15 protein-coding genes are annotated in these 15,475 nt (G+C 64.5%); 12 read left to right on the forward strand and 3 right to left on the reverse strand.

Features of this window, described 5'->3' with window-relative positions:
- The first annotated feature begins 120 nt into the window (after nt 1–120).
- From ybeY to L9O85_RS05525, 8 genes are all read left to right on the forward strand, one after another.
- A complete protein-coding gene (gene ybeY, locus L9O85_RS05490; RefSeq protein ID WP_430688779.1) occupies nt 121–843 on the forward strand; it encodes an rRNA maturation RNase YbeY in 723 nt (240 codons plus the stop codon).
- 175 nt (nt 844–1,018) lie between these two features.
- Complete coding sequence (locus tag L9O85_RS05495) at nt 1,019–2,077, forward strand: YeiH family protein (protein ID WP_050624512.1); 1,059 nt, start codon at nt 1,019–1,021, stop codon at nt 2,075–2,077.
- A gap of 58 nt (nt 2,078–2,135) precedes the next feature.
- On the forward strand, nt 2,136–2,441 hold the full coding sequence (locus tag L9O85_RS05500) for a hypothetical protein (protein ID WP_050624513.1): 306 nt from the start codon (nt 2,136–2,138) through the stop codon (nt 2,439–2,441).
- A gap of 12 nt (nt 2,442–2,453) precedes the next feature.
- Nucleotides 2,454–3,350: a GTPase Era gene (era, locus tag L9O85_RS05505; RefSeq protein WP_050624514.1), complete on the forward strand. Its 897-nt coding sequence runs from the start codon at nt 2,454–2,456 to the stop codon at nt 3,348–3,350.
- Nucleotides 3,351–3,435: 85 nt separating this feature from the next.
- Nucleotides 3,436–3,615: a hypothetical protein gene (locus L9O85_RS05510; protein ID WP_050624515.1), complete on the forward strand. Its 180-nt coding sequence runs from the start codon at nt 3,436–3,438 to the stop codon at nt 3,613–3,615.
- A gap of 59 nt (nt 3,616–3,674) precedes the next feature.
- Nucleotides 3,675–4,445, forward strand: a complete 771-nt coding sequence (recO, locus tag L9O85_RS05515) for a DNA repair protein RecO (protein ID WP_301579806.1) — start codon at nt 3,675–3,677, stop codon at nt 4,443–4,445.
- Between the two features lie 233 nt (nt 4,446–4,678).
- Complete coding sequence (locus L9O85_RS05520) at nt 4,679–5,521, forward strand: undecaprenyl-diphosphate phosphatase (protein WP_301579808.1); 843 nt, start codon at nt 4,679–4,681, stop codon at nt 5,519–5,521.
- 47 nt (nt 5,522–5,568) lie between these two features.
- Complete coding sequence (locus tag L9O85_RS05525) at nt 5,569–8,274, forward strand: FtsK/SpoIIIE family DNA translocase (RefSeq protein ID WP_256183007.1); 2,706 nt, start codon at nt 5,569–5,571, stop codon at nt 8,272–8,274.
- Between the two features lie 370 nt (nt 8,275–8,644).
- Here the strand turns inward: L9O85_RS05525 and L9O85_RS05530 are convergent, their stop codons facing one another.
- The 3 genes from L9O85_RS05530 to L9O85_RS05540 form a co-directional block, all read right to left on the reverse strand.
- Nucleotides 8,645–9,103, reverse strand: coding sequence for a helix-turn-helix domain-containing protein (locus tag L9O85_RS05530; protein ID WP_301579809.1), 459 nt, complete (start codon nt 9,101–9,103; stop codon nt 8,645–8,647).
- A 188-nt stretch (nt 9,104–9,291) separates the two neighbouring features.
- Entirely contained in the window at nt 9,292–9,825 is a 534-nt protein-coding gene (locus tag L9O85_RS05535) for a hypothetical protein (RefSeq protein WP_301579810.1), read from the reverse strand.
- Between the two features lie 361 nt (nt 9,826–10,186).
- Entirely contained in the window at nt 10,187–10,615 is a 429-nt protein-coding gene (locus L9O85_RS05540; RefSeq protein WP_050624520.1) for an RrF2 family transcriptional regulator, read from the reverse strand.
- Between the two features lie 163 nt (nt 10,616–10,778).
- Here L9O85_RS05540 and L9O85_RS05545 point away from each other — a divergent pair, with 163 nt between their 5' ends.
- From L9O85_RS05545 to alaS, 4 genes are all read left to right on the forward strand, one after another.
- The gene (locus L9O85_RS05545) at nt 10,779–11,147 is read left to right on the forward strand and encodes an arsenate reductase family protein (protein WP_050624521.1); all 369 of its coding nucleotides are present in this window, start codon (nt 10,779–10,781) and stop codon (nt 11,145–11,147) included.
- 290 nt (nt 11,148–11,437) lie between these two features.
- Nucleotides 11,438–12,226 (forward strand): PhzF family phenazine biosynthesis protein, encoded by a 789-nt coding sequence (locus L9O85_RS05550; RefSeq protein ID WP_108981423.1) that lies wholly within the window; start codon nt 11,438–11,440, stop codon nt 12,224–12,226.
- Nucleotides 12,223–12,708 (forward strand): DUF3887 domain-containing protein, encoded by a 486-nt coding sequence (locus tag L9O85_RS05555; protein ID WP_256183008.1) that lies wholly within the window; start codon nt 12,223–12,225, stop codon nt 12,706–12,708. Before L9O85_RS05550 ends, L9O85_RS05555 begins: the two co-directional genes overlap by 4 nt.
- 59 nt (nt 12,709–12,767) lie before the next feature.
- On the forward strand, nt 12,768–15,437 hold the full coding sequence (gene alaS / locus L9O85_RS05560) for an alanine--tRNA ligase (protein WP_050624524.1): 2,670 nt from the start codon (nt 12,768–12,770) through the stop codon (nt 15,435–15,437).
- Nucleotides 15,438–15,475 lie beyond the last annotated feature (38 nt).

A 15,475-nucleotide genomic window follows, 5' to 3' on the forward strand; every position in this document is an offset into this window, starting at 1 on the left:
CTCGGGCATCCCAAAGAGGTCCCGCCCTGAAGAGCCCCCGCGCAGGGTGCGCGCGCCCGCCGGGAGAAACGATGCAGCGGGAGGAAGAGATACGATATCCATCAATGGAGGCGGGTACAAATGATATTCAATGAACGGCTGAGGCGCCTGCGGAAGGAGCGCGGTCTGACCCAGGTGCAGACGGCAGAGCACCTGTCCATCGCCTGGCGGAATTACCAGCGCCTGGAGAGGGATGGGAACGCCCCCAGCTTTCTCACCTTTGTGAAGGCGGCGGAGTTCTTCGGCGTCTCCCTGGACTATCTGGCGGGCCGGACCGATGCGCGGGAGGTCAACCGGGGGACATGTTCTCCGGCGGGGCCGGAGCACCGGATCATCCTGGAGGCGGAGGTGGAGGCCCCGGACACGGTGGAGCCCCTGCTCCGCCGGGTCATCTCCGCCGCCCTGGAGGCGGAGGGGATGGACCTGCCCTGTGAGATCAACGTGCTCCTCACCGACGACGAGGGCATCCATCAGGTGAATCTGGACATGCGGGGGGTGGACAGGCCCACCGACGTGCTCTCCTTCCCCATGTTCGACCTCTCTCCGGGGGAGAAGCCGGGGGAAGAGCACGAGGACCCGGACACCGGGCTGGTGCCCCTGGGGGATATGTGCATCTCTCTGGAGCGGGCCGCCGCCCAGGCGGAGGAGTACGGCCACAGTGTGGAGCGGGAGCTGAGCTATCTGGCGGTCCATTCTGTGCTCCATCTGCTGGGCTATGACCACATGGACGAAGGCCCCATGAAGGCCCAGATGCGCCGGCGGGAGGAGCACATCCTGGAGGGGCTGGGCATCCGCCGGGGATGAGAGGCCACGTCCCGCGGGGAAGCGGGAGAAAATGTCCCGCCGGGCCCGGAGGGGATTGCGCGGGGCGGGCCGGTGTGGTACAATAAGCAGTCCCGCAGAGGCGCACCGGCCCGAAATGCCGGAGAGGCCGGCGGCCGGCCGCGGGAGACAAAAGAGAGATCTAGGAGAGAAAGAGATGAATATTTGGCAGAAAAGGGCACCCGGAGTGCTGCTGTGCCTGGCGGTGGCACTGCTGGCCTGGTTTTTGGTGGAGCTGGCCCCGGCTCTGGAGATCGTGGGCAGCGCGGTGCTGGCCATCCTGTTCGGCATGGTGCTGTGCGCGGTGATGAAAAACAAGGACAAGGTGAAGGACGGGGTGGCCTTCACCTCCAAAAAGGTGCTCCAGTACGCGGTCATCCTGCTGGGCTTCGGCCTGAACCTGCGGAAGATCGGTGAGGTGGGGCTCACCTCCCTACCCATCATCCTGTCCACCATCGCCACCTCCCTCATCGTGGCCTTCCTCATGAGCCGGGCCCTGCATATGCCCGGGAAGATCGCCACCCTCATCGGCGTGGGCTCCTCCATCTGCGGTGGCTCCGCCATCGCGGCCACCGCCCCGGTGATCGAGGCGGACGATGAGGAGATCGCCCAGTCCATCTCGGTGATCTTCCTGTTCAATGTGCTGGCGGCCCTGATCTTCCCCACCCTGGGCGGGGCCATCGGGCTGAGCGACACCGGCTTCGGCCTGTTCGCCGGCACTGCGGTGAACGACACCTCCTCCGTCACGGCGGCCGCCTCCACCTGGGACACCCTGCACAACACCGGCGGCGCGGTGCTGGAGTATGCCACCATCGTCAAGCTGACCCGCACCCTGGCCATCATCCCCATCACCCTGGCGCTGGCCCTCTTCCGGGTGCGCCAGGCGGAGAAGGCCGGCGGGAAGAGCGGCGTGAAGGTGTCCGCCAAGTCGGTGTTCCCCATGTTTATCCTGTACTTTGTGCTGGCCTCCGTCATCACTACGGTGGTCACCGCCGTGCTCTCCGGTCCCGCCCTGGCGGGGGCCAATGAGCTTTTCTCCCTGCTCAAGACCCTGAGCAAGTTCTTTATCGTCATGGCCATGGCGGCCATCGGCATCAACACCGACGTGGTCAAGCTGGTGAAGACGGGAGGCAAGCCCATCCTGCTGGGCTTCACCTGCTGGGCGGCCATCACCTGCGTCAGCCTGGGCATGCAGCACCTGCTGGGCATCTGGTAAAGGACCTGCGCCCGCCCGTCAGCGGGTGGCGCTCCATGAAAAACAGGGAGGGAAAACGATGCTCGCCAACTTTTTTGTCCTGTGGCTCCTGCTGGCTGTTGGCGGCGGATTTCTGCTCTTTTTCGGCGGGCTGCTGGCCTCCTGGATTGGGGAGGAAATGGTCTGCTTTCTGCTGGCCACCGCCCTCCTGGCCCTGGCCGGGGCGCTGATCATACAGCTGCGGGAGCGGCTCCAGCAGACCCGGCGCCGGCTGGAGGAGGAGACAGACCGGCTCCGCCGGATGGAGGAGAAGCTGGACCAGCTGCTGGAGCGGGGAACGGATCATAAGGCGGAAAGTGCTCACACCGCCGGAAAAGAAAGTTGAGGAACAAACGCTATGTCCATCAAAAAATCGGGAATGATCTCTATTGTAGGCCGCCCCAACGTGGGCAAGTCCACCCTGACCAATGCCCTGGTGGGGGAGAAGGTGGCCATCGTCTCCAACAAGCCCCAGACCACCCGGAACCGGATCTGCGCCATTCTGAACCGGGGGGAGAGCCAGTTCGTCTTTCTGGATACGCCGGGCCTGCACAAGGCACGCACCCGCCTGGGAGACTACATGGTGAACGTGGTGAAGGAGAGCGTGGCCGACGTGGACGCGGTCATGCTGCTGGTGGAGCCCATCCCCAACGTCGGCGGCCCGGAGGCGGAGCTCATCGCCCGCATCAAGACCCTGGGCTGCCCCTCGGTGCTGGTCATCAACAAGGTGGACACCCTGGAGCACAAGGAGGAGCTGCTGGAGGTCATCCAGACCTACGGGCAGGCCCATGAGTTCACCGCCGTGGTCCCTGTCTCGGCCAGGACCGGCGAGGGGGTGGAGGAGCTGCTGGACGTACTGGACGGGTTTCTGCCCCAGGGGCCCCAGCTCTTCCCAGAGGACATGGTCACCGATCAGCCGGAGCGCCAGATGATGGCGGAGATCCTGCGGGAGAAGCTGCTGCTCTGCCTGGACAAGGAGATCCCCCACGGCACCGCCGTGGAGATCACCAAGTTTTCCGAGCGGGATGACGAGGTCATCGAAATCGACGCCACCATCTACTGCGAGAAGAACAGCCATAAGGGGATCATCATCGGCAAGGGGGGAGCCATGCTGAAAAAGGTGTCCTCCCTGGCCCGGCAGGACATGGAGCGATTCATGGGGACCAAGGTGTACCTCCAGACCTGGGTGAAAGTAAAAGAAAATTGGCGCGACAACGTGAATCTGATCCGCAACTTCGGATACCGGGATGAGTGAGGGAAAAGACCGGGCCTAAAAATTACCGCGCATGTTTTCCACTGGAGATGCCAGCCTAAGCAGCAGAGACAGGAGGGCAAGACAGATGGAACAGAGCGGATTTTGGAACTTCTTTTTTGCCACCGGACTGCCCCAGGCCTATCTGGCGGCCCGGCTGAAGGAGGGGGAGGAAGTGGTCTTCCCTCCCATGCCCCCTCCCGGAGCGCCGGGGGGCGGGACTCTGCCCCCGTCTGTGCCGGGCATGATGGACAAAAAGGATATGTGAACTGCCCGGCCGGCCCGCCCTCGGCGGACCGGCCGGAGATACATAGAGGAGCGGACGAGATGCATATGCGCACCAAAGCGCTGGTCCTCCGTGCGGTGGATTACAAGGAGTCAGACAAGATCCTGACCCTGCTGACCCAGGAGAGCGGGAAGCTCACCGCCTCGGCCCGGGGCTGCCGTAAGAAGGGGAGCCCGGTGGCCGCCGGGGTCCAGCTGCTGGCCTGGTCGGACCTGGTGCTGTATGAGTACCAGGGCCGCTGGACCGTGAAGGAGGCAGCGGTGGAGCGGGAGTTTCTGGGGCTGCGCCGGGATGTGGAGCGGCTGGCCCTGGCCTGCTACTTCGCCGAGGCGGCGGAGGCGCTGGCGGTGGAGGACGTGCCGGCGCCGGAGCTGCTCTCCCTGGTGCTCAACAGCCTGTACGCCCTGGACCAGATGCCCCAGAAGCCCCTGGCCCTGGTCAAGGCGGCCTTTGAGCTGCGGCTGATGTGCGCTGCGGGCTATGAGCCCATCCTGGACGGCTGCGCCGTCTGCGGTGCGGAACGGCCGGAGGAGCCCCGCTTCCACCTGCGGGAGGGGGCGCTCCACTGCGCCAAATGCCGAGGCGGTGTGGGGGAGGGGATCTCCATGCCGGTCTCGCCCCCCGTCCTGGCCGCTATGCGGCATGTGGTCTGCGGGGACGCCCGGCGGCTGTTTTCCTTCCGGCTGGACAGCGGGGCCCTGGAGGAGCTGGCCGGGGTGAGCGAGGCGTATCTGCTCACCCAGCTGGAACGGGGCTTCCGCACCCTGGACTTCTATAAGCAGATGATCCTGCCGGCCGGGCCGGACAGGTGAGAGGGACGCTGTCCGTTCGGACGGACAGCGTCTTTTTTCCATCCGTCCAGCCTGGGCCGGACGGGGCCTCTCCTGCCTGGAGGGGAAAAGACGAGAAGTTGACATAAGTTTGGAGGAAAAAGACTGGAATTCCCTCCCCGCTTGTGCTAATATAATAAAGTGCCTGTTTCCGGAGGAGGGGACTCTTCCGGGGAACGGGACAGAGTATGACAGTTTCACGGAGGTACATCGTTTTGACCTATTGGATGTCGATCTTGATGGGGATCCTGCAGGGGATCGCAGAATTCCTGCCCATCTCCAGCTCGGGCCACCTGGCCCTGTTCCAGCACTTCTTCGCCATGGAAAACGTGGAGGAGTCCCAGATGTTTTTCACGGTGCTCCTGCACTTTGCCACCCTGATCGCGGTGTGCGTCTACTACTGGCAGGACATCATCGACATGATCCGGGAATTTTTTCTGGGCATCCGGGACATGGCCTCCAGGGGACGGCGGGGCCGGGAGAAGCTGCCCCCCGCCCGGCGGCTGGTGCTGCTCATCATTGTGGCTACCCTGCCCCTGTTTGTGGTGCTGCCGATCAAGGATCTTGTGGAGGGGGCCATGTCCAACGTGACCTTTGTCTCTTTCGCCCTGCTGGCCACCGGCTTCATCCTGTTTTTCTCCGACCGGATGGCCCGGGGGCGGAAAACGGAGCGGACTGCCACTGTGCTGGACGCCCTTCTGGTGGGCTGCGCCCAGGCGCTGGGCACCCTGCCCGGCATCTCCCGGTCCGGCATCACCATCTCGGCGGGGATGCTGCGGGGCTATGACCGCACCTTTGCCGTCCGGTTCTCCTTCCTGATGAGCCTGCCTGCCGTCTTCGGCGCCACCCTGCTGGAGCTGATCGACGCGGTCCAGGCGGGGATCGACACCAGCCTTCTGCCCGTCTATCTGGTGGGCATGCTGGTGGCCGGCGTGGTGGGCTACTTCGCCATCCGCCTGGTGAACCTGCTGGCGGGCAAGGGAAAGTTCGGCGCCTTTGCCTACTACTGCTGGGCGGCGGGAGCCATCTCCCTGGCCGCCAGCCTGGCGGGGCTGTGAGGGCGCCCCGGACCAAGACCTGATTGACCGGAAAGGGAGGCGGACACATGGCCGCATCACAAAAGAAGACCGGAGGGAAGCGCACCTCCTCCGGGGGAACGCGCAGGAGCGGCAGTGCCTCCGGCAGCAGCCGGGGGAACAGCCGCGGGAGCAAAGCGCCGGCCCGCCGGCCCATGCGTCGGGAGATCGGGGCGGCGGTGTGTCTGGCGCTGGCCCTGTTCGCGGCGCTGGGCTATTTCCACATCCAGGCCATTTTCATCGATTTCTTCTCCGGACTGCTGAAGGGCCTGCTGGGCTATGGCTTCTGGCTGATGCCTCCGGCCCTGCTGCTGGCGGCCTATATCCTGGCCTTCCACCGGGGGCGGCCGGTGCGCCTGCGGGTGACCTGCGCCCTGCTGCTGCCCCTGCTCTTCTCCTGCATCGTCCACGGGCTGCTGGGCAGGGTCCTGCCCTGGGACGCCGCCCTGGTGAAGACCCTGTGGGCGGCGGGGGAGGAGCTGACCTCCGGCGGCGTGCTGGGGGGCGTGCTGGCCCAGGGGAGCGTCCAGGTGTTCAGCCGCCTGGGCTCCACCATCCTGTTCGTGCTGGCCTTCCTGCTGGCGGGACTGGGGGCCTTCCGCCTCTCCCTGGCCGAGGTGGCGGACTGGATCTTCGACCGGCCCCGCTATGAGTATGAGCCGGAGGAGGAGCCGGAGCGCCCGCGCCGGAGCAAGCGGGAGGAGCGGCCTGCCGCCCCGGAGCCCGTTCGGACCCCCTCCCGCCGGGCGGACATCGACATCCCGGTGGAGGACGGCCCCCTGGTGGGCAAGACGGCCCAGACCGCTCCCGAGGTGAAAAAGAAGGGGAGCTTTTTCAACCGCAAGGCAAATGTCCCCGCTCCGGACCAGGTGCTGGCGGGGGCGGAGCAGCGGACGGCGGAGCAGCCCGCCCCGGTGCCGGAGCCGGCGGCAGAGCCCGCCCAGGCGGAGCTGGTCCGGCAGGCGCCGGAGCCGGCCCCCGCGCCTGTCCCGTCTGTCCCGCCCGCCCCGCCGGCCGCCCCCCTCTCCGGGGAGAGCCCCCGGGAGCCGGAGCCGGCCAAGGTCTCCCGGGAGGAGGCACGCCAGGCCGCCCAGGAGGTGGCCCGGGATGTCCAGTCCCGGCTGGCGGAGGCGGGGGAGCACCCCTATCAGTATCCCCCCCTCTCCCTGCTGAAGGAGGGACCGGGGGACATCGGCGGGGAGGCCCTGGTGGAGCTCAACGCCAACCGGCAGCGGCTGGATGACACCATCCACTCCTTCGGCATCGACGCCAACATCGTCAACGTGACCCGGGGCCCCTCGGTGACCCGGTACGAGCTGGAGCTGGACCAGGGCGTCCGGCTGAACAAGCTGACCAATCTGGCGGACGACATCGCCCTGGCCCTGGGGGCCTCCGGCGTGCGCATCGCCCCCATCCCGGACCAGATCTCCATGGTGGGCATCGAGGTGCCCAACAAGCTGGTGTCGCCGGTGAACATCCACAGCGTCATCGGCTCCAGGGAGTTCACCGACAGCCCCTCCAAGGTGTCCTTCGCCGTGGGCAAGGACATCGGCGGCCACTGCATCGTAGGCAACATCGCCAAGCTGCCCCACCTGCTCATTGCCGGCACCACCGGCTCGGGCAAGTCGGTGTGCACCAACTCCCTGATCATCTCCCTGCTCTATAAGGCCACCCCCGACGAGGTGCGCCTGATCATGGTGGACCCCAAGATGGTGGAGCTGGGCATCTACAACGGCATCCCCCACCTGCTGATCCCGGTGGTCACTGACCCCAAGAAGGCGGCGGGCGCCCTGCAGTGGGCGGTGACCGAGATGATGAAGCGCTACCGCACCTTTGCCGAGGTTGGGGTGCGGGATCTGGCCGCCTACAACGCCCTGGCCGCCAGGACGGAGGGCATGACCAAAATGCCCCAGATCGTGGTGGTCATCGACGAGCTGGCCGATCTGATGCTGGTGGCGGCCAAGGAGGTGGAGGAGTCCATCTGCCGGGTGGCCCAGATGGGCCGCGCCTCCGGCATGCACCTCATCATCGCCACCCAACGGCCCTCCGCCGACGTGATCACCGGCCTGATGAAGGCCAATATCCCCAGCCGCATCGCCTTCGCGGTGGCCTCCAGCCTGGAGTCCCGCATCATCCTGGACACCACCGGCGCGGAGAAGCTGGTTGGCCGGGGCGACATGCTCTACTTCCCCCTGGGCTCCGGCAAGCCCACCCGGGTCCAGGGCTGCCTCATCTCCGACCAGGAGGTGGCCGCAGTGGTGGACTTTGTCAAGCAGAACAGCGGCGACGCCAGCTACGATGACCAGGTGATGCAGGAGATCGAGCAGCACGCCGCCGAGAAGGAGAAGGGCGCCAAGGGCGTGGGCGGCTCCGCCCCCGAGGAGGTGGGGGAGGAGTTCGACGAGCTCATCGACGCGGCAGCCGAGGTGATCCTGGAGACGGGACAGGCGTCGGTCTCTATGCTCCAGCGCCGCCTGAAGCTGGGCTATGCCCGGGCGGCCCGGCTGGTGGACCAGCTGGAGGAGAAGGGGATCGTGGGGCCCTTCGAGGGCTCAAAGCCCCGCCAGCTGCTCATCACTAAGGAGCAGTGGCAGGAGATGAAGTACCGCCAGGGCGTCCCCGGGGGAACCCCTCCCGAGAGCGCTTCCGGGGCAGCTCCAGGCGGAGCGGAAGAGGACATGCCCCCCTTCGATGTGGGAGAGGCCCTGGACCGGGCGGAGGAGGACACCCTGTGACCCGCGCCGGGGAGAGCTCCCGGACGGCCCCTGACATAAGAAGGCCCGCCGCGTCAGCGGCGGGCCTTTTCTGCGCGCAGTCCCCGGTACAGCCGGGGGACGTTGTACGAGCGGAGCCTTTGAGATCGGATCATTTGTTAACTTGACCGTTTATGAAGTATGTACGCGACAAGGGAACATACCGCGATCCCGATGCCAAACGGGATGGCATAGAGAAATGCCACGCTGGCAGGTGCACTGTAACATGAGTGCTCGATCCCGCAGAGCATATCACGATAGCCAAATGCCACAACGGCACACATGACATCTGACAACAAAATTGCGACAGCGCTAAAAAGATGACTCAATTTCCGCATAGGCTTGCCTCCGTTCATTTCTTTCGCAGGATCAGGACCGCTCCAGTGGCCATCAAAAGGACGCACAGGGCGATGAGCACACCAGACCCATTGAGGGTGATCGTTGAAGCGGTATTCAGCTGCTCTGCCGCACCGGGGCTTATGACCATCATGAGTCCGGATAGTGTCAGACAGATGGCGCCAGCCAGGCAAAGACAAATGCCGGCTTTCTGATCCATGGCTTTCGGGCCCTTGGCTTCTTTTGGCGTTGACCGTGTTTCTTCTGTCCTTTCCTCAGCCCCTCTGTCCTTTACAAGTTCATCAAGGGTGATGTGGAAGCACTCGCTCAAAGCCAACAGTTTTTGAAATTCAGGCATTGATGTTCCGCTCTCCCATTTGGAGATGGCCTGTCTCGAAACGCCTATCTTCTCCGCAAGCTGCTCTTGAGAAAGGCCGCTCTTTCGTCTGAACTGATATATTCTTTCAGACAACATTTGTGTTACCCCCTTGGAAACAATATACTGCGATCCATGGTCACACGCTACCAACTACGGCTGAAACTTCCGCAACTGCCGGTTGCATCCCCTGAGATCCTTCTGTTCCGCGCCATAGATGCCCTCGGTGTACGGAGGGTATCGTCCTATCCGCACCAAGGGGACAGCCTTGGCCCCGCGGGAACGGCTCATGACACGCCGAGCCTGACAGCAGCCCAATAGTTTTGGATGATCTTTTTCTGCCAGGCCAGAAAGAGACAGCCGGCAAAAAGGAGGACAGCACCCAACAGGACAGCCCAGGGGCTTGCACCGGAGCTTTCTATGAATCCGGTCACATCATCCCCTGGGGGTGCCTGATCGGAAAGATACAGGAGGGGGACGATCCCCCATGCCAGGGCAGGGGCTGTGAGGATCAAGGGAAACAGAAAAGAAAAAATTCGATAAAAGACGGACTGCGCTGCGTCCCGATAGAGCAGCATATAGGCGATGGATATGAGGACCGGCAGCAGCATTCCCGCAATATAAAAAAGAGACAGCGTCAGAGCGGTGAACGTACCGCCTTCATAGCGCATATAGGCGCCCAGAATGTTGAATTCTGTGATGCGGGCGCCGCAGGACAGTGCGATCAGGGCATGCCCGCCCTCGTGCAGAATGATATAGACCGGAATGGTGAATAGGATGCTTGCAAATAGGGATAGGATCTTTCGCGTGTTCAGGTCCATAGAGCTCCCTCCATCGTCCGTGCTGACAGTTTTTTCTCCTGCTCTTGTTTTGGGGCCCCAGGGCAGGCTTTCCCCTCCGCGGTCCCGCCCCGCAGAGGGCGGGGACACACAGACGCATCGGAGGGGATGTTTAAGCAGAGTTTTCCCTGAAAATACCCGCCGAGAACCCCTGTCGTTTCTGTTACCATGATACAATATTTGAGGGGCTGTTTCAAGGCAGGAATGAGGGCGCACGAAGTGCGCCCCTACACAGGACCCGGGGGCCGGTGCGGGCATCAGGCTCTGCGCCGGAGGGCCGGAAAAAGCGGCCGCGGCTCCCGGACAGGAGCCGCGGCCGCGGAGCCGGAACAGGGACGGCCACTCAGCAGGGAGAGGAGTCCGAGCCGGGAGCGGAGAGGAGATCGGCCAGGGTCACCTGGTCCAGATATCCACAGATGAGCGCGTCAAGCCGCTCCCAGAGGGGACGGGTGCGGCAGCTGCCGGCCCGGGCACAGGGGTCGGAGCCGCAGTCGAGACAGGCCACCGGGGCCAGGGAGCCCTCCGCCAGACGCAGGATCTCTCCCACGGAGTAGTCCTCCGGCGGACGGGTGAGTCGGTAGCCGCCCCCCTTTCCACGCACGCCCTCCACCAGGCCGCCCTTGGAGAGGGTGGAGATGATGCTCTCCAGATACTTGCCTGAGATGCCCTGCTCCGAAGCGATGGAGCTCAGGGCGGTGTAGCAGTCCCGGCCGTGCTGGGCCAGCTCCAGCATGACCCGGAGCGCATATCTGCCCCTTGTGGAGACCAGCATGGATGTCACCTCCTTTTTGTCGCCCCTATTATACCATTGCATGGGCAGAAATTCAAGAGAGCGGCGGAGCAGAACCTTGATTTGCGTCCCGGAGTGTGGTAAAGTATGGAGCAGGGCGTGCGCTTCCTGCGGGCTGCCCAACATTCAGGACGGAGGGACCAACATGCTCTTTGTATGCTACCCCAAATGCACCACCTGCCAGAAGGCAAGGGCCTTTCTGGAGGAACGGGCGATCCCCTATGAGTTCCGGGACATCAAGCTGGACAACCCCAAAAAGGAGGAGCTGCGGGAGTGGCAGCACAGGAGCGGCCTGCCCCTGAAGCGATTTTTCAACACCAGCGGCCTGCAATACAAGGCTCTGGGCCTGAAGGACAGGCTGCCCGGCATGGACGAGGAGGAGCAGCTGGACCTGCTGGCTGCGGACGGGATGCTGGTCAAGCGGCCCATCCTGGCGGGAGAGGACTTCGTGCTGGTGGGCTTCAAGCCCGCCGAATGGGAGGCACGTTTTGGAAAAAGCGGCGGGAACGGTTGACAAGCGCCGAAATTGTGATAAAATATTGCGGTAAATGCGATGATGGAGCCAAGCGCAGCAGGCAGCCTGAAGCGAGAGGGGAGCGGTGTGAGCCCTCGGCAGAAGCGGCGGCGCAGGCCACTCCGGAGCGGCCCGTGAGGAGCGGGACGGACGATCCCCCGTTAGCTGGGATGCTGAGAGGCCGGAGCGCTCCCGAAAGGGCGTGCTCTGGCGATCAGGGTGGTACCGTGGTGATGATCCGCCCCTGACTTGGTCAGGGGCGATTTTTTATGGAACAAGGAGCTGATGGAATGAGACAATATGTGGTGGACGCCTTCGCCGACAGGATATTCGAGGGCAACCCGGCCGCGGTCTGCGTGATGGAGCGGTGGCCGGAGGAGGATCTGATGCTGAAGATCACCCGGGAGAACAACCTGTCTGAGACGGCCTTTGTTGTGAAAGAGGGGGAGGAGTACCGGCTGCGCTGGTTCACCCCCGGCGGGGAGATCGACCTATGCGGCCACGCCACCCTGGCTGCGGCCCATATCATCACCAGATTCGTGGAGCCGGGAGTGGAGAGGGTCGGCTTCCAGACCCTCAGCGGACTGCTGACCGTGCGGGCGGAGGGAGAGCTGCTGAGCATGGATTTCCCCGCCTACCAGCTGAAGCGGCTGGAGGTGACGGAGGAGATCACCCAGGCCCTGGGGGCGCGGCCGTCGGAGGTCTGGCGGGCCCGGGACCTGCTGTGCGTCTTTGACCGGGCGGAGGACGTGCTGGCGCTGAAGCCGGACATGGACAAGCTGCTGAAGGTGAAGGGGGCCCTGATGCAGGTCACGGCGCCGGGGATGGAGGGGTACGACTGCGTCTCCCGCTCGTTTGCCCCAAAGATGGGGGTGCCGGAGGACCCTGTGTGCGGCTCCGGACACTGCCATATCATCCCCTACTGGGCGCAAAAGCTGGGCAAGACCCGGTTCGTGGCCCGGCAGGCATCCCCCAGAGGGGGGACCCTGTACTGCCGGATGGAAGGGGACCGGGTCATTCTGGCGGGCCGGGCGGTGCTCTATGCCCGGTCCGAGCTGATGCTGGAGGACAGACCATGAAACAGAGGATCGTGCCGCTGCTGGCGGCGGCCCTGGCCCTGACCGTGATGCTGGCCGGCTGCTCCTCCCAGGAGGAGGCGGAGCCCCTGCCCCAGGGCATGGACACAGAGACCGTCCTGACCGCCGGGGAGGCTGTCCTGGACCAGCTCCTGGAGGGCGACTACGAGGCGGTATATGAGTCCTTCCGGGAGGATATCCGGGCAGACCTGACCGCCCAGAGCGTCCAGGACCTGGTGGAGCCGGTGTTCCAGGAGGCGGGGGACTATCAGGAGCTCAAGTCCGCCCAGGTCACTGGCAGCACCGAGGGGGAGGAGCACGGCATCGCCCAGCTCCTGTGCATCTTCTCCCAGGAAAAGGTGTCCATCCGGGTGGCCTTTGACCCGGACATGGAGCTGATCGGCCTGTCCGCCGGACTTCAGAAGTCCAGCTGGAGCCTGTCCAATCTGGTGAACAATTTCACCGGCCTGTTCCGGGGCGACTGATGATATGGCCCGGTTATTTGTAACACAAAAACATGAAAAAATATTGGAGGTAGACCACCATGCGCGAGCCCAAGCCCTTTGGCCTGAATGAACTGAGGGAGATGTTCCTGTCTTTTTTTGAGAGCAAGGGACATCTCCGCCTGCCCAGCTTCTCCCTGATCCCCCAGAACGACGCCTCCCTGCTGCTCATCAACAGCGGCATGGCGCCCATGAAGCCCTGGTTCACCGGGGAGCAGGAGCCCCCCCGCCACCGCGTCTGCACCTGTCAGAAGTGCATCCGCACCGGCGACATCGAGAACATCGGCAAGACCGCCCGCCACGGCACCTATTTCGAGATGCTGGGCAACTTCTCCTTCGGCGACTACTTCAAGCGCGAGGCCATCGCCTGGTCCTGGGAGTTCCTGACCAGCCCGGAGTGGGTGGGCCTGGACCCGGACCGGCTGTATCCCTCCGTCTTTGAGGGCAACGAGACCACCCCCGCCGACGACGAGGCCATGGCCATCTGGCGGGACGAGATCGGCATTCCGGAGGACCGCATCTTCAAGTTCGGCAAGGCGGACAACTTCTGGGAGCACGGCTCCGGCCCCTGCGGCCCCTGCTCCGAGATCTACTACGACCGGGGCCCGGCCTATGGCTGCGGCAAGCCGGGGTGCACTGTGGGCTGCGACTGCGACCGCTATATCGAGGTGTGGAACATCGTCTTCTCCCAGTTCGACAACGACGGGGAGGGCCACTACACTGAGCTGAAGCAGAAGAACATCGACACCGGCATGGGACTGGAGCGCCTGGCCTGCGTGTGCCAGGGGGTGGACTCCCTCTTTGATGTGGACACCGTGATGAACATCACCCACAAGGTGTCCCAGATCACCGGCGCCCACTACGGCGAGAGCCACAGCAAGGACGTGTCCCTCCGGGTCATCACAGACCACATCCGCTCCGCCACCTTCATGATCTGTGACGGCGTGCTCCCCTCCAACGAGGGCCGGGGCTATGTGCTCCGCCGTCTGCTGCGCCGGGCCGCCCGCCACGGCAAGCTGCTGGGGGTGGACCACCCCTTCCTGTATGAGGTGTGCGACACCGTCATCCATGAGAACGAGGGCCACTATCCTGAGCTGCGGGAGCGCCAGGACTATATCACCAAGGTCATCCGGGTGGAGGAGGAGAACTTCGCCAAGACCATCGACGGCGGCCTGAAGATCTTCGGGGAGATGCTGGAAGGGCACAAGGCCCGGGGGGAGAAGACCTTCTCCGGGGCGGACGCCTTCAAGCTGTATGACACCTACGGCTTCCCCATCGACCTGACCATCGAGATGGTGGAGGACGAGGGCATGGAGCTGGACAAGGCCGCCTTCGACACCCTGATGGAGGAGCAGAAGACCCGGGCCCGGAAGGCCCGGGAGGCCCTGGGCGACCTGGGCTGGGCCGGCGTGGAGTTTGGCAAGGACATGCCCGCCACCCAGTTCCTGGGCTATGAGAGCCATTCTGCCCAGGGGAAGGTGCTGGCCCTGGTGGCGGGCGAGGAGCTGCGGGAGGAGCTGGGCACCGGCGCCGAGGGCATCCTGGTGCTGGATCAGACTCCCTTCTACGCCGAGATGGGCGGCCAGGTGGCCGACCACGGCGTGGTGGAGAACGACGGCTTCCGCTTCCAGGTCAGCGACGTACAGAAGAACAAGGGCGGGAAATATATGCACTACGGCCGGGTGCTCTCCGGCAATGTGAAGGTGGGGGATACGGTCACCGCCTCCATCGACGCCAAGCGCCGCCGGGCCATCCAGCGGGCCCACACCGCTACCCATCTGCTGCACAAGGCCCTCCAGACCGTGCTGGGCGACCACGTGCATCAGGCCGGCTCCCTGGTGGAGCCCGACTTCCTGCGCTTCGACTTCACCCACTTCTCCGCCATGACGCCGGAGGAGCTGAGCGAGGTGAACCGCCTGGTGAACGAGTCCATCCTGGAGGGATATCCGGTGGACACCAAGGTGATGGACATCGAGGAGGCCAAGAAGACCGGCGCCACCGCCCTGTTCGGCGAGAAGTACGGCGACACCGTCCGGGTGGTGGACATGGGGGGGTACTCCGTGGAGTTCTGCGGCGGAACCCATCTGGACAACACCGCCAAGGCGGGGGTGTTCCACATCTCCAGCGAGTTCTCTGTGGCCTCCGGCGTGCGCCGCATCGAGGCCACCACCGGGCAGGCGTCCCTGGACGTGATGAACCGCAACCAGGAGATGCTCTTCCAGGCCGCTGCCGCCCTGAAGGCCAAGCCCGGCGAACTGCGGGACAAGGCGGAGCACATCATGACGGAGATGAAGGAGCTGCGCCAGTCCCTGGAGAAATTCCGAGCCAAGGAGGCTCTGGGCGAGGCTGAGCGGTTCCTCTTCTCGGCCCACGAGGTGGGCGGCCTGAAGGTCCTCACTGCCACCGTGCCCGATGCCGATGCCAGCCGTCTGCGGAACATGGGCGACTTCCTGCGTGACAAAGAGCCCAGCGTGGTGGCGGTGCTGGCCTCCGTCAATGGGGAGAAGATCACCTTCCTGGCGGTGTGCGGCAAGGAGGCCGTCAAGCGGGGCGTGAAGGCGGGGGATATCATCAAGCAGGTGTCCGCCATCGCCGGCGGTTCCGGCGGCGGCAAGCCGGACAGCGCCATGGGCGGCGGCAAGGACGTACTGATGCTGGATAATGCCCTGGCCATGGTGGACAACGTGGTGTCCATGAAGCTGGGACTGTAAAGCCGCGGGAGCCGGCGTCTCTGCCGCCGGCCAAACCG

It is taken from the genome of Lawsonibacter asaccharolyticus (assembly GCF_022453915.1).
Taxonomy (GTDB): Bacteria; Bacillota; Clostridia; order Oscillospirales; family Oscillospiraceae; genus Lawsonibacter; species Lawsonibacter asaccharolyticus.